Consider the following 13501-nt stretch of genomic DNA (forward strand, 5'->3'; position numbering starts at 1 on the left):
CGTGACCGCTTCCAAGATCGTCGCCCTCGTTGGCCGTCCCAACGTGGGGAAGTCCGCCCTGTTCAACCGGTTTCTGGGCCGCCGTCTCGCGATCGTCGACGAGATGCCTGGCGTTACGCGCGATCGGCTCTACGCGCCCGTCGAGTGGGCCGGCCGTCGCTTCACCATCGTCGACACGGGTGGCATCGAGACGACGAGCGAGCTCGACCTCATGGCGCAGACGCGCGCCCAGGCCGAACTCGCGATCCGCGAGGCCGACGTTGTCGTCTTCGTCGTCGACGCTCAAGACGGTGTGACCGGCGGCGACGAGGACGTCGCTGCATTGCTGCGCCCTTCCCGAGACAAGGTGCTCCTCGTCGCGAACAAGGTGGAGTCGCCGAACACCGCTGGTGCGATCTATGAGTTCTGCTCGCTCGGCTTCGGCGTGCCGATGAGCGTGTCGGCGATCCACGGTTTGCAGAGCGGCGATCTCCTCGACGCGATCATCGAGAAGCTCGGTCCCGAACCGGCGACGGACGAAACGGAGGACCCCTCGCTCGTCCGGCTGGCGATCGTCGGTCAACCGAACGTCGGCAAGTCGTCGCTCGTCAATGCTCTCGTCGGCGAGCCGCGCGCCGTCGTCGCGAGCGAACCGGGCACGACGCGCGATGCGACTGACACCGAGATCGTGGCAGAAGGCCGCCGCTTCATCATCATAGACACGGCGGGCATCCGCAAGACCGCCAAGACCGGGCCGCCGATCGACTATTACAGCAGCTTACGCGCGGTCGCCGCGATCGGCCGCTGCGACGTGGCGCTCCTCATCGTCGATGCGACCGCCGGGGCGACGTCGCAAGACCGTCGCATCGCCGGGCTTGGCGTCGAGGAAGGCAAAGCGCTTGCGATCCTCGTCAACAAATGGGACCTCGTCGACACGAAGACGTTCGAACGCGAAGAGGTCGAGGCCGCGCTTCGCGTCGAGTTCCCGTTCGCGCCGTACGCTCCGATCCTGTTCGGCTCGGCGCTCACGAAGAAGGGCGTTCACAAGATCCTCGGAGCGATGGCGGCCGTGGCGGACGAGCGCCGCAAGCACGTCCAGACCGCGAAGCTCAACCAGGTCATCCGCGACGCGTTCCGCACGCATCCGCCGCCGTCGTTCCGCGGTAAAGTCATGAAGTGTTACTACGTGACGCAGGGCGGCATCGCGCCGCCGGAGTTCGTCTTCTTCGTGAACGATCCACGGCTCGTCCACTTCTCGTACGAGCGCTTCCTCGAGAACACGCTGCGCGGCGCGTTCGGATTTTCGGGCACGCCGATCCGCTTGACGTTCAAGCCGCGCGTCCAGCAGGATCGCACCCAGGCCGACGATCTCATCCTCGCCGAGACGTCGCGCGGAGACGACGCGTGAACCTCGCGGTCATCGCGATGTTCGTGTCGGGCTATCTCCTCGGTTCGGTGCCGTTCGGCATCATCATCGGCAAGACGCTCTACGGCATCGATCCGCGGACGGTCGGCAGCGGCAACATCGGCACTGCGAACTCTATGCGCGCGTTCGGCCGCACGGGCGCCGTGCTCGTCTTGCTCGGCGATGCGCTCAAAGGCGCCATTCCGACCTATGTCGCTTTGCGGCTCTTCGACGACCCGTGGATCACCGCCGGCGTCGGCCTCGCGACGGTCGTCGGACACAACTGGTCCATGTTCTTGCGCTTCAAAGGCGGCAAAGGCGTCGCCACGACGTTAGGCGTAGTCATCGTGCTGTCGCTGCTCGCCGCGGTGGCTTTCGGAGCCGTCTGGCTCGCGACCGCCGCGATCACCCGTTACTCATCGTTGGCGTCGATGCTCGGCAGCGCTGCCGTGCCGCTCATGATGTATGCGCGCGGCGACCCGCTGCCTTACGTCTGGTACGGCATCATCGCGCTCGCGCTCGTGCTGTGGCGTCACGAGCCGAACATACGCCGGCTCATCGCCGGTGACGAACTGAAGATAGGGACGAAGAAGACCTCATGATCTCCTCCAACGATTTCCGCACCGGCGTGACGATCGAAATCGAAGGCCAGCTGTGGACGGTCGTCGACTTCCAGCACGTCAAGCCGGGCAAAGGTTCGGCCTTCGTCCGCACGCGACTCAAGAACGTCGTCCGCGGCAACGTGCTCGAGAAGACGTTCCGCGCCGGCGAGATGCTGACGCGAGCGATCATCGAGACGCGAGAGATGCAATTCCTCTACGGCAGCGGCGACGAGTACCATTTCATGGACCAGTCGAACTACGAGCAGATCGTCCTCGGACACGACGTCCTCGGCGACAACGTCGACCTGCTCAAAGAGAGCATGACGATCAGCGTCCAGTTCCACAACGGCACGGTCATCGGAGCGGATCTTCCTAACCACCTCGATCTCGTCGTCACGGAGACCGATCCGGGCTTCAAGGGCGACACCGCGACGAACGTGACGAAGCCGGCGAAAGTCGAGACGGGCGCGACGATCAACGTGCCGCTTTTCATCAATCCCGGCGACAGGATCCGGATCGACACCCGCGACCGCAAGTACGTCTCAAGGGTCTGACCTCAACGCGGTCTCAGGGAGCGGTCGAGATTCATCTCGACCGCCGCGGTTTCTCCAGATCGGAAATGTAGTAGGCCGAGCGAAGCTCGGCTATTTGGTACCGCGCCCTTTGAAAAACGTGTAGCTGAACGTGCCGTCCGCTTCGGTCGCGCGATAGAGATCCGCGATCCCCTTCTGCCACGCCGGATCGTCGATGAGTCCGAGCGACAGCGCTTGATCCCGGACGCCTTCGACCATCGCGATGAACGTGTTCCGCGAGAACCCTTCGATCAGATCCGGCCGGCCGCCATCGACGTGGACCATCCGCGGACTGACATGAACGTCGACGAAGCCGGTTTGATAGAGGAGGGGATAGAGCCGTCTGCCGATGAGCGCATCGCCGCCGAGTTTTGCTTGGACCTCGATGAGACACTCGACGACCCGCTTTGACTCCGTGGTCTGCGGATAGCAATACCACGAACCGTGATCGCCCTCGATGACGGTGACGGTTCCGCCGGGCCGCAAGACGCGCCGGATCGAACGCAGCGCATCTTGGGCACGACCGACGTGCTCTAATACGAAGCACACGAAGGCGTGATCGAAGCGCTCGTCTTCGAACGGCAAGTCGAAGATGTCAGCCCGCTGGAATTCGACGTTGCGGCAGCCGCTGCGGTTGATGCGCACGCGCGCCTGCTCGATCGATGCGTCGGAGATGTCGACCGCCGTGATCCGTGCGGTCGGACTTTCCGTGGCGAGGATCACCGTTTGAGCGCCGGTGCCGCAGCCGCATTCGAGGACGTGGGCGCCCGGCTCGTACGCGGTGTCGTGGTGGAGCAGCTCGCGCAGCGTGCCGGCTTGATCGCTCAAGCGGTCGCGCTCGCGGGGAGAATATCCATGGACGTACCGAGATTCAGTGGCCATCTTAAAAAATGGAAATGTAGCGGTCGAGCTTTAGCTCGACCGACGCGATCGAGTCTCCTACGAGATCGGGTGACGCTTGGCGAGCGTCTCGACGATCGTGACGACCGCTTGCAGGCCGATCCCGCCGAGAACGACCGCACCGATCACCATCGCGATAACGAGATCCATTGGCGCTCCCCCTTTGCAGGTGAGGTTTACGCTGGCGGATACCCCGGTCGAACGCGATAAGTTTCAGCCCGGACCTTAACTTCCGCCCAGCAGATCCTTAAGGATCGAACCCGCCACGGCACCGCCGAGGCCGCCGCTCACGGTCGCCTGGGTCTGCGTCTCACGCCCGAGATACGCCGACAACGCGTGGGCGAGCCCCGGCAGCGTCAGCGACTGCAGCCAGACCCTGCCCGGCCCAGACAGTCGCGCCAAGAAAAGACCTTGATTGCCGAAGAGCACGTTCGCGATTCCCGGCACGACGGTGATGTCGAAATTGACCGACTGCTGGAACATCCCGACGTGGCCTGGATGCACGAGCAGCGTCTGACCCGGAGTGAGATCGTAGACGACGACCTCGCCGCTCAGCTCGACCCACGCCTGCGCTTGCCCGCTCAGCTTCTGCAAGAAGAATCCGTCACCGCCGAAGATGCCCGTGCCGAGCGACCGCTGGAAACCGACGCCGATCTCGATGCCGGGCGTCGAGCATACGAAGCCGCCGCGATGGATGAGGTACGCCGAGCCGGGCGTGATATCGACCGGCAGGATCTGGCCGGGCAGTTTCGTCGCGAATGCGACCATGCCGGGGCCGCCTTGCGACGAATACTCGGTCATGAACAATCCGCCGCCCGCGAAAACTCGCTTGAAGACGCCCAGCACGCCCTTCGCGCCGGCGCCCATCGTCGACGTCTTCATCTGGACGCTGCCCGATATCCACGACAGCTCGCCCGGTTCGGCGACGATCGTCTCGCCGGGTTGCAGCATGATCTCGAGGACCGGCATCGTGGTACCGATGACGCGATGATCCATTACGGCTTTCCTTTCAAAGCGAGCCAACGACGGGATAGGTCTTTCTTGTGCGCGTGCGCTCGCGCCTTGAGCGCGTGTTCGTATCGCAACGCGTCGCCGCGCGAGCGGAAGCGCCGTACGTATGCGAGTTTCACCGGCCGTTTGCCTCGCAGGATCTTGGCGCCCCGGCCGGCGTTGTGAGCGGCGACACGCGCGACGGGGTCAGCGGCGTAACCGCAGTAGAAGGCTCCGTCGGCGGTCGACGCGAGGTAGACGTAGTGCCACACCGTTCGATGAAAATTCAGGCGCCCGCGGCAACGCCGGGAGCCGGCGCCGCGGTGCGAGATCCTTCGAGCCTCATGCGAAGCGCGACCCATGGCTCGATGGCGTCGAGAAGGTCGGTCGCCTCGGCGAGCGACAGCGCTTGGTCTGCGTCGCACATAGCCGTCAGCGGATCGGGATGCACCTCGACCATGATGCCCTCGGCGCCCAGCGCGACGCATGCGCGGGCGAGCGGCACGATGATGTCCGTGCGGCCGGTCGAGTGCGAGAGGTCGACGATGACCGGCAGATGGCTCATCTGACGCAGCACCGCAGCGCCGGCGAGATCGAGCATGTTGCGGGTGATCGTATCGAACGAACGGACGCCGCGCTCGCACAGGACGACGCGATCGTTGCCTTGCAGCACGTATTCGGCGGCGAGCAAGAACTCTTCGATCGTCGCCGACATGCCGCGCTTGAGCAGCACCGGCTTCTTCTGCGCTGCGAGCCGCTTCAAGAGCGAGAAGTTCTGCATGTTGCGCGCGCCGACTTGGAGCACGTCGATGTACTCGGCGACGAGCGGGATCGTATCCGTGTCCATCACCTCGGAGACGGTGATCATGCCGCTCTTCTGCGCCGCGGTCGCGAGCATGCGCAGCCCGGCTTCTTCGAGTCCTTGGAACGAATACGGCGACGTGCGCGGCTTGTATGCGCCGCCGCGCAGGATGCGCACGCCCTTGGCGGCAAGGTGCGCGGCGGTCGCTTCCACCTGTTCCGCCGACTCGACGCTGCACGGACCGGCCATTACGTGGAAGCCCTGATTGAGGTTGATGCCCCCGACCGTGAGCCCGACGTTGAAGCCTTTGCGCGCGCTGTACAGCGCCATCGACTGCACTCTCCCTTTAAAACCGGCGTCGGCCACCCTTTCAGCGCTCCGAGTCGCGCCCCTTGCGCGCCGGCTGGAACGCTGCCTCGCCTGATGCACTGGTACGAAGCCGCAGGGCTCATCGCGCTCGGACTTTTCGCGGGCGGCTACGGTTCGATGGTCGGCTTGGGCGGCGGCTTCATGCTCGTGCCTGCGTTCTTGATATTGCACTACGACTCGCGCGTCGCGGCCGGAACGTCGATCTTCGTCGTGCTGCTCAACGCCGCATCGGGATCGATCCAATACTTGCGGCAGCGTCGGGTCGACATCCGCAGCGCGATCGTCTTCGCCGTGGCGGGCATCCCTGGAGCGTGGCTGGGCGCAGCGATCGATCAGGTGGTACCGCAGCGCGTCTTCCTCTTCGTCTTCGCGGCGCTGCTCGCTTGGGCTGCCATCCGATTGCTGACGACGTCGAAGCTGGCGCACGAGGAGCTCAGCGCCGAGGCGCTTCGCGACGACGAACCGCGACCGGGTCTCGACGACGAATCGCGCGGCATCATCACGCGCGATTTCCATGACAGGCAAGGCATCCGCCACACGTATCGCTTCAATCTCGCGGGCGGCGTATTGATCAGCATCGGCGCGGGCTTCATCGCGAGCGCGCTCGGCGTCGGCGGAGGCCTCGTCCAAGTGCCGGCGATGATCTACTTGTTCGCCTTTCCGCCGCACGTGGCAATCGCGACGTCGACGCTCGTCATCGCGCTCACCGCACTCTTCGGCACGGCATCGCATGCGTTGTACGGCGACGTCGCGTGGGTGCCGGCGCTGCTGGTTGGCGCGGGTGCCGTCGTCGGCGCGCAGGTCGGCGCACGGATCGCGAAGCGCGTGCCTGAAAAGCCGCTCTTGCGGCTGCTCGCATTCGCGGTGATCCTAACCGCAGCCAAACTCATCTGGGACGCGCTCTCGCTCTAGCCTACGAAAATGGAGCGGTCGACCTTTACGGTCGACCGCCGCGGCCGTTACGCCCCGGTCCAGCGCGTGAAGATCTCGTTCGACACGCCGAGCGCGTCGAGCGCTTTGCCCACCGAATGGTTGATGATGTCGTCGACGGTCTTCGGCTTCGAGTAGAATCCGGGGATCGGCGGCACGATGATCGCGCCGATCTCTGCCAGTCTTTCAAGCGTGCGAAGATGACCGAGATGAAGCGGCGTCTCGCGTACCATGAGGACAAGCTTGCGTCGTTCTTTGAGCATCACGTCCGCCGCACGCACGAGCAGCGTGTCGTTCATGCTGTACGCGATCTCCGACGCGGTCTTGATCGAACACGGCGCGACGAGCATGCCGTCCGTCTTGAAGGATCCGCTCGAGATCGGAGCCGCGAGATCGTTCGGATCGTGGACGACGTGAGCGAGACGCTCGACGTCAGACGGTGTGTATGAGGTCTCGACCTCCATCGTCCGCCGCGCGGCGGTCGTGAGCACGAGATGGATCGATGCATCCGGCACGGCACGCAAGACCTCGAGCGCACGCACGCCGTAGATCGTGCCGCTCGCCCCCGTGATCCCGACGACGTAGATTGGCATAGGCCGCCGCGTTCATCCAACGCCGGAACCATTCCCGTCCCTAGCCCGTGTTGCTGCGCGCTAGGTAAGGCGGCGAACAGACATCCGTACGCGCGGATCGTAGCGTGACGGCGAACACCGTGCGCACGAGACCGGCACGCCTGGACGCCGCCGCCGGATGAGCGTCACGAAGCAGCGAGGGCACGTCAGTCCGTAGCGCAACCGGCTGCGACGACGCGGTACGGGCAGTGAATGATAGATGCTCGGCAGTCCGACCTCACGCATCTTCCGCTTGAAGTGAACGCCGTGCCCGCTCGGCAATCGACGGACGTGAAGCCACGCGTGGATCATCTCGTGGAGAAGCGTCGCGGTCAGCGCGTCGGGATTCGGCGCGAGCAGTCGCGTCGATAGTTCGATGACCGGCGGCCGGTAGGTGATCCGGCCGGCGACCGAGGTGAGGCGCGAGTTGTACGCGATCCGATGCGCGGCGAGCGATCCGCCGAAGTGCGTCGCGTTCAGGCGCGCGAAAAGCAACTGGAGGTCGCCTTCCGACGGCAGCTGCCGGCGGCTTGCGGCGAGGATGTTCTGCACTCGGGCGCGTGAATTCAGCGTAGCAACGCGCCGTTCCCTTGAAGCGCGGAGGGCGGCCGCGGACATCGCGCTAAGGACCGCGACATGCGCATCTACATTTCCGCCGACATGGAAGGCGTCGCAGGCATCACCGCCGAGGAGCAGACGAATCCTGTCGGGCAGCCCGAGTACGCGTATTCGTGCAAGCTCATGACCGGCGAGGTCCGCGCGGCGTGCGAAGGAGCTAAAGATGCCGGCGCGACGTCGATCCTCGTCAACGACTCGCATTGGAGCATGCGCAACATCATCCACGAAGAGCTGCCGCCCGACGTGCGCCTCATACGCGGCAGCGGCAAGCCGCTCTCGATGAACCAGGGCATCGACGCGACGTTCGACGCCGCCGCATATATCGGCTATCACGCGAGCGGCGGCACGCAAGACGCGGTCCTCGACCACACATACACGGGCGACACGCTCTACGAGGTCAAGATCAACGGCGAAGCGTGCAGCGAGGCGCGGATCAACGCGGCGGTCGCGGGCAGCTACGGCGTGCCGGTCGTGTTCTTATCCGGCGATCAGAACGCGTGCGCGGACGCGCGCTCGTTCATGCCCTGGATAGAAACGGCGGAAGTCAAGAGCGCGATCGGGCGCTTCGCGGCGATGTCGCTTTCGCCGGAGGAGTCGCGCGCAAAGATCCGGGCGGGTATCGCAGCAGCCATCCGCAACAAGAACGCTAGCGGCGCTAAGCCATATGTTTTCGCACGACCTACGACCCTCGAGATCACGTTCACATATACGTCGAAGGCGGACATCGCCTCGTTGCTGCCCGGCAGCGAACGGATATCGGCGCGCACGCTGCGCTTCTCCCATGAGGACTTTCTCACGGTTTTCCGGGCGTTTCGTGCGATGATGACGCTCGGGGCCTCAACTCCCTAAAGAGCGGCGCCGCGTGCGCCCGCGCACTTCATGGGGACCTTCGGACACGTACGTAACGTTTTGCCCGCAGCGCTTGTCTATCGAAATGAGCCGGGGTTGCGCCGTTGCGGTTCCCCCACCACGTACGAAGCATCTACCCGGCTGACTCTTCTGAGGGATGGCATGCCCTCGATAAGGCGACGCGGACGGCTTTCCATCAGGCCGTCCGCGTCCGTTATTTGCCGAGCTTCGCTCGGCCTACTACACCTCTGCTGCGGCTTCTGACTCCGCGGGCTCTTCGGCTTTGGGCTCTTCTGCCGGTTGTGTCTCTGCTACCGGTTCTGCGACCGCAACGGCCTCGGCCGCTTCGGCCTCGGGCGCCGGCGCCGCTGCGGCCTTCGAAGTGGGCTGCGCGTGCGCTTTCGCACTTCCGCTTCCTCCCGGCTCCCAATCGAAGTCGGCCGCGTTGAGGCCGAGCGCTGAGAGGTCAAGACCGAGATTATGCAGCCAGTCGAGCGCGATGTGGTAGTGCCGCTTCGTCCGATACGACAGCCAGCGGCGGCGCAACGCGTCGTCTTCGTCCACGGTCTCTCGGAAGCGACGGAACGCGCCCTTGCCCGAAATGGCTGCGCGCAACTTGCCGGCGAACGCGATATCGTCGACCATGCCGATGAAGTCGGACATGATGCCATAGCGCACCTCGGTCGTCACCGGGGTCACTTTGCGAAGCTCGATGTCGGCTTCGGCCTGCGCGATCCGAGCGTTCTCCTGATCGCCGAGGTTGTGCATGAAGTGCTCGACCGCTCCCGTCTTCGCGTTGAAGAACGCGACGCTGTCGACGTCGCCTCCCGTCAGCGCGGTGCCGAGCTCGTCGAGGAGCGCGTTGCGCTTCACCGGACCGGCGCGGACGGCGCGCGACGGCGCTCGCGACGGCGCGTGATGCGCGGGAGCTTCGATACCGAGCGCTTTGCGGATCTCTTCCGGATTGACTACCGGAAGTCCGAGGCGCTTCATCCGGACGTGGACGCCGGCGAGTTCGGTGAGCAGGTCGTCGAGTTTCTTGCGGCCTTCGGGGTCTGCCGCGGCGTCAACCGGCGAGACTCCGCCGAGGTCTGCGAGGGGCCGACGGATCCACTCCGCCGTCACGTATGCGTTGGTGGCGTTGTTGTCAGTCATTGCGTTTTGGAACTCTCTGTGCGCTGTTGTGGGGGCAAACCGTGCGGGGCAGGTCGGATCGCGGTGAGCGCTCAGACCGCAGCGTGCGGTGCCCCTATAGATTCGGCGATGCGCACGACGTCATCCTCGGTGAGCCCAAGCCGTTTCATATTCTCGTAGTACTGTGCCACGAGATCCGACACGTGGCTCGTCCTCGCGCGCTCCTCGCGAACGCGCTTGACTTCCTCTAGAACGCGCCTCGACAGCCCCTCGTCGACGGTTACTCCCGCCTTGGCCAGCCGGTCGGCGTGTTTGCGCAGTGTCGCGTCGATGACATTGAGTCCGCTGTGCTTACCGAATATGAATTGCATCTCGCCGCCGACAAGCGAGGCAGGGACCGCTTCGTACATCCGCCGGTCGATGAGCATCGCATGCGCGTGGATACCGGTCTCGTGCGTGAAGACGTTCGCGCCGATGATCGGCTCGTGCGCCTGCACCGGAATGCCAGACACCGACTCCATGAAGCGCCCGAGCTCGCGCAGCTTCTCGTACTTGAAGCCCGGGATGTCCACTCCGTAGAGCACGCGCAGCGCCGTCACCACTTGATGGAGATAGACGTTGCCGGCGCGCTCGCCGTAACCGTTGGCGGTGACGGTGAACGCTTTGAAGCCGCACGCGAGCGACGCGATGCAGTTCGCGGTCGCCAATCCGTAGTCGTTGTGGAAATGATTGAGCAGCGTGATATCCTTCGGCATCGCTTCGACGATGCGCGAGCAGTACCAACGCGTCGCCTCCGGCGTCAGGACTCCGACCGTATCGGGCCACGACGGGCGCGTGCCGCCGGCCGCGATGCCTTCTTTGAAAAGCCGGATGAAATAGTCGACGTCGCCGCGACTCCCATCCTCGCCGCCGAACTCGATGCGCTCGACGCCGTGGCTGCGCGCGTAACGGATCGCATCGCAGTGCATGCGGATGTTCGCGTCGCGGTAGAACGAGAGCGGCAGGTCGAGCCACTCGGATTCGGGCTTGCCTTCTCTCGCGAGCAGCGTCTTGCCGATCTTGTACTTCATGTGCAAGTCGCTGCCGGACGTGAAGATGAAGAACGTCACCTCGGAAGGCGCGATCCCGATATCGCGGATCGCGTCGAGCGTCGCGTCGATATCCTTTTCGTTCGAGCGGCACATGACGACGACGTCGAGATCCGCGCGGATCTCGCCGCGCCGCTTGCCCTGCATGATGAGCTTGAGCGAGGTGCGCTCGTCCTCAGACACCGCCGGGAAACCGACGTCCATGATGTGGACGCCGATATCGGAGAGCCGCCGGCAGATCTCGTACTTCTGCTCGGGCGTATACGCGACGCCCGGCATCTGCTCGCCGTCGCGCAGGCTGGTGTCGTAGATCCGAAGCTCGGACGGGTCTGGGAATTTGACGTCGCGCGTGAATTCGCGCGGATCGCGGATCAGCTGTTCCATCGGCTCGCGGAATTCCATTAGGGCTCGACGACTATCTCGCCGCGCATGCCCGCGCCGTAGTCGAAGAAACAACCGAACAGGTACGTGCCCGGTTTGCGCGCGATGAGCGGCGCGGAGCGTTGACCGGGCGACAGGTCGCCCGTGCTCCAAAATCCGGGACCGATCTCGCCATTAGCGTGCAGCGCGTCGTCGGTCCAACGCGGATCGTCGACGAAGGTCGCGGCGTTGAGGAGCGAGGTGGCCGTGTGATGATCGGTGTCGTCATTGACGAAGACGACCGAATCGCCTACGTGCACGTGGATGATATCCGGCTTCACGCCGACGGTCGAACCTGCGTCGATCGTCCGGATCGCGGTGTACTTCGAGAGGCTTAGGCTCACGACGACGGACGTTCCGCTGCCCTGGTCTTGGCTCTGGTGCGGCCGGGCGGCGTGGGCGGGCGCCGGTACTGCAGTGAGCACAACCGCTGCTGCCACAGCGACAAACCCGGGACAACTATATACCATGGCCGTTCGTGCGTTCATCGGTCCTAAAACGTTCCCCTCCGCGAAAGAGTCGCGCGCGAGGGCCGTCACACCCGCGCGAGCTCCTGTCACGTGGAGCCCGCTCTTACGGTCGAACCTTAACAGGGTGGAGTGTGCCCAGTAGGATTTGATGGACGGCGAGCGAGACGCATCCAAAAGCGAACCAGGTGGAAAGGAATCCGTAGCGTTTTTTGCGCCGCGCCGTCCGAAACGCGCGCCGCGCGATGCCGGCGCGTCGGGTGACGTCCCCTTCCGGTCCGAAATTCTCACGATTGGATTGCTCGCCGCCACGTCCGCTGTCGTCGTGTGGGCGCTCATGGCCGCGGGCCGTTCGTCATTGAGTCTTGCCGCGCTCGTCGGTGCCGCGGTGACGCTCGATCTCCTCGCTGGCGACGTGCTCCGCGCCGGCCGTCGCGTCGTCGCACCAGGTCTCGTCATCTGCGTCGCCGCCTTCGTCTTGTTCGGGACTCCGGCCGCGGTGCTCGTCGGTCTCGCGCGCGGCCTCATCCGCGTCCTCTCGCCGCGCCCACTGCCTTTGCCCGAAGCATCGACGATCGTCGCGACCGCCGTCATCGGTCCGCTCTTCGGCGGTCTCGCGGCCGACGCGGCGCACAGGATGGTCGACGCGACGTGGATCGGACCGGCCGCTTACATCGCCGCGGCGTACACGATCGAAGCCGGCGCCGCGATGCTTCTTCTCTCGCGCATCTCGCGTCCGTCGCTCCGGCTGTCGTTCGAGCAGACCTTCGGCTGGACGATGCTCCACTTCGCAGCGCTCGGCGCGCTCGGTGCATGGCTCGGCACCGACCTCGAAGCGGGCCGCTGGATCGTCCTCGCATATTTCGCGGTTCCGATCGCCGTCATCCGCCAAGGTTTCGGCGTCTTCCAAAACCGGGCCGAACGCTATCTCGCTGCACTCGAGCTCGAGAACACGCAGCTCTTCGACAAGATCGGACAACTCGATCGCATCACCGGTGATCTCGCCGAGACCGTCGGCCTCGCCATCGATTGCCGCGAAGGCATGGACCAAGACCACAGCCATCGTGTCGCACGGATCTCGACCGCCATCGGCACGCATCTCGGAATCGCAGGTGTCGATCTCGAAGTCCTTCGCCGCGGCGCGCTGCTCCACGACGTCGGCACGCTTGCCATCCCGAATGAATTGTTCGCCAAGCGCGGCGCGCTCACGCCGCACGAGCGACGGCGCATGCAGCTCCACACCGAGTTCGGCGCGCGTCTCGTCAGCAAGTGGCGCGATTGCCGCACGCTTGCCGAGATCATCGAACAGCACCACGAGCGCCTCAACGGCAGCGGATATCCGCGCGGCCTCAAGGGCGATCAGATCGTGTTGGAAGCGCGGATCGTCGGGGCTGCGGAAGCGTACGTCGCGCTGACGTCCGTCCGCCCGCATCGCAGCGCGTACTCGCACGACGACGCGATCCGCATTCTTCGCGACAGGACGCCGTCGGAGTACGACTCCGATGTCGTCGATGCTCTCGCTGTCGTCGCCGCGCTGCGCTCGGCTAGCGTCATTCCGCTTCCGCTCCGCCAGAACATGTAGCGGTCGAGCTTTAGCTCGACCGCCGCGATCTCGCATCTCGAAAAAAGGGAGATACCGTCTTGGCTGTCAAGCCCGGACGGTATCATAGTTGGGGTCAAAGGGCTTTTGGCTGCGCAGCACGCCGTACGCGATGTGAATGAGTTTGCGCATGACGGCGCCGATGATGAGCATTTCGCTCTTGCC

15 protein-coding genes are annotated in these 13501 nt (G+C 64.7%); 6 read left to right on the top strand and 9 right to left on the bottom strand.

Annotation, left to right across the window (positions count from 1 at the left end):
• Position 1: 1 nt before the first annotated feature.
• The 3 genes from der to efp are packed head-to-tail and all read left to right on the top strand — an operon-like array spanning position 2 to position 2540.
• Positions 2 to 1387: a ribosome biogenesis GTPase Der gene (gene der, locus VFO25_08915; GenBank protein HET9343017.1), complete on the top strand. Its 1386-nt coding sequence runs from the start codon at positions 2 to 4 to the stop codon at positions 1385 to 1387.
• Positions 1384 to 1986 carry a glycerol-3-phosphate 1-O-acyltransferase PlsY gene (gene plsY, locus VFO25_08920; GenBank protein ID HET9343018.1) on the top strand — a complete coding sequence of 201 codons (603 nt, stop codon included), beginning with the start codon at positions 1384 to 1386 and terminating at the stop codon, positions 1984 to 1986. The genes der and plsY overlap by 4 nt, the downstream gene beginning before the upstream one ends.
• Positions 1983 to 2540, top strand: coding sequence for an elongation factor P (gene efp, locus VFO25_08925; protein ID HET9343019.1), 558 nt, complete (start codon positions 1983 to 1985; stop codon positions 2538 to 2540). Before plsY ends, efp begins: the two co-directional genes overlap by 4 nt.
• 90 nt (positions 2541 to 2630) lie before the next feature.
• On the opposite strand, the gene VFO25_08930 is transcribed toward efp, so the two are convergent.
• The 4 genes from VFO25_08930 to VFO25_08945 all read right to left on the bottom strand — a co-directional run bounded on the left by VFO25_08930 (position 2631) and on the right by VFO25_08945 (position 5580).
• Positions 2631 to 3386 carry a methyltransferase domain-containing protein gene (locus VFO25_08930; protein HET9343020.1) on the bottom strand — a complete coding sequence of 252 codons (756 nt, stop codon included), beginning with the start codon at positions 3384 to 3386 and terminating at the stop codon, positions 2631 to 2633.
• Between the two features lie 297 nt (positions 3387 to 3683).
• Positions 3684 to 4454, bottom strand: a complete 771-nt coding sequence (locus VFO25_08935; GenBank protein ID HET9343021.1) for a TIGR00266 family protein — start codon at positions 4452 to 4454, stop codon at positions 3684 to 3686.
• Entirely contained in the window at positions 4454 to 4720 is a 267-nt protein-coding gene (locus tag VFO25_08940) for a GIY-YIG nuclease family protein (protein HET9343022.1), read from the bottom strand. The genes VFO25_08935 and VFO25_08940 overlap by 1 nt, the downstream gene beginning before the upstream one ends.
• A gap of 14 nt (positions 4721 to 4734) precedes the next feature.
• The gene (locus tag VFO25_08945) at positions 4735 to 5580 is read right to left on the bottom strand and encodes a bifunctional 3-deoxy-7-phosphoheptulonate synthase/chorismate mutase (protein ID HET9343023.1); all 846 of its coding nucleotides are present in this window, start codon (positions 5578 to 5580) and stop codon (positions 4735 to 4737) included.
• Positions 5581 to 5673: 93 nt separating this feature from the next.
• On the opposite strand from VFO25_08945, the gene VFO25_08950 reads away from it, so the two are divergent.
• Positions 5674 to 6531 (top strand): sulfite exporter TauE/SafE family protein, encoded by an 858-nt coding sequence (locus VFO25_08950; GenBank protein ID HET9343024.1) that lies wholly within the window; start codon positions 5674 to 5676, stop codon positions 6529 to 6531.
• 47 nt (positions 6532 to 6578) lie between these two features.
• Here VFO25_08950 and VFO25_08955 read toward each other — a convergent pair whose 3' ends face one another.
• Complete coding sequence (locus tag VFO25_08955) at positions 6579 to 7142, bottom strand: UbiX family flavin prenyltransferase (protein HET9343025.1); 564 nt, start codon at positions 7140 to 7142, stop codon at positions 6579 to 6581.
• A 60-nt stretch (positions 7143 to 7202) separates the two neighbouring features.
• Positions 7203 to 7712 carry a SprT family zinc-dependent metalloprotease gene (locus tag VFO25_08960; GenBank protein HET9343026.1) on the bottom strand — a complete coding sequence of 170 codons (510 nt, stop codon included), beginning with the start codon at positions 7710 to 7712 and terminating at the stop codon, positions 7203 to 7205.
• A gap of 84 nt (positions 7713 to 7796) precedes the next feature.
• On the opposite strand from VFO25_08960, the gene VFO25_08965 reads away from it, so the two are divergent.
• Positions 7797 to 8627 (top strand): M55 family metallopeptidase, encoded by an 831-nt coding sequence (locus VFO25_08965; protein HET9343027.1) that lies wholly within the window; start codon positions 7797 to 7799, stop codon positions 8625 to 8627.
• Between the two features lie 240 nt (positions 8628 to 8867).
• Here the strand turns inward: VFO25_08965 and VFO25_08970 are convergent, their stop codons facing one another.
• From VFO25_08970 to VFO25_08980, 3 genes are all read right to left on the bottom strand, one after another.
• Positions 8868 to 9782: a UPF0158 family protein gene (locus tag VFO25_08970; GenBank protein HET9343028.1), complete on the bottom strand. Its 915-nt coding sequence runs from the start codon at positions 9780 to 9782 to the stop codon at positions 8868 to 8870.
• Positions 9783 to 9853: 71 nt separating this feature from the next.
• Entirely contained in the window at positions 9854 to 11233 is a 1380-nt protein-coding gene (locus tag VFO25_08975) for a hypothetical protein (protein ID HET9343029.1), read from the bottom strand.
• 17 nt (positions 11234 to 11250) lie between these two features.
• Positions 11251 to 11757 (bottom strand): hypothetical protein, encoded by a 507-nt coding sequence (locus VFO25_08980; protein ID HET9343030.1) that lies wholly within the window; start codon positions 11755 to 11757, stop codon positions 11251 to 11253.
• A gap of 277 nt (positions 11758 to 12034) precedes the next feature.
• Here VFO25_08980 and VFO25_08985 point away from each other — a divergent pair, with 277 nt between their 5' ends.
• Entirely contained in the window at positions 12035 to 13318 is a 1284-nt protein-coding gene (locus tag VFO25_08985; GenBank protein ID HET9343031.1) for an HD domain-containing phosphohydrolase, read from the top strand.
• The last annotated feature ends 183 nt before the right edge of the window (positions 13319 to 13501 follow it).

Source organism: Candidatus Eremiobacteraceae bacterium, assembly GCA_035710745.1.
Classification (GTDB): Bacteria; Vulcanimicrobiota; Vulcanimicrobiia; order Eremiobacterales; family Eremiobacteraceae; genus JANWLL01.

Excerpts from the sequence above, each read along its gene's own strand:
- VFO25_08965 (HET9343027.1), top strand. The coding sequence starts at position 7,797 with ATGCGCATCTACATTTCCGCCGACATGGAAGGCGTCGCAGGCATCACC.
- VFO25_08935 (HET9343021.1), bottom strand. The coding sequence starts at position 4,454 with ATGGATCATCGCGTCATCGGTACCACGATGCCGGTCCTCGAGATCATG.
- efp (HET9343019.1), top strand. The coding sequence starts at position 1,983 with ATGATCTCCTCCAACGATTTCCGCACCGGCGTGACGATCGAAATCGAA.
- VFO25_08975 (HET9343029.1), bottom strand. The coding sequence starts at position 11,233 with ATGGAACAGCTGATCCGCGATCCGCGCGAATTCACGCGCGACGTCAAA.
- VFO25_08955 (HET9343025.1), bottom strand. The coding sequence starts at position 7,142 with ATGCCAATCTACGTCGTCGGGATCACGGGGGCGAGCGGCACGATCTAC.
- VFO25_08980 (HET9343030.1), bottom strand. The coding sequence starts at position 11,757 with ATGAACGCACGAACGGCCATGGTATATAGTTGTCCCGGGTTTGTCGCT.
- VFO25_08945 (HET9343023.1), bottom strand. The coding sequence starts at position 5,580 with ATGGCGCTGTACAGCGCGCGCAAAGGCTTCAACGTCGGGCTCACGGTC.
- VFO25_08950 (HET9343024.1), top strand. The coding sequence starts at position 5,674 with ATGCACTGGTACGAAGCCGCAGGGCTCATCGCGCTCGGACTTTTCGCG.
- VFO25_08970 (HET9343028.1), bottom strand. The coding sequence starts at position 9,782 with ATGACTGACAACAACGCCACCAACGCATACGTGACGGCGGAGTGGATC.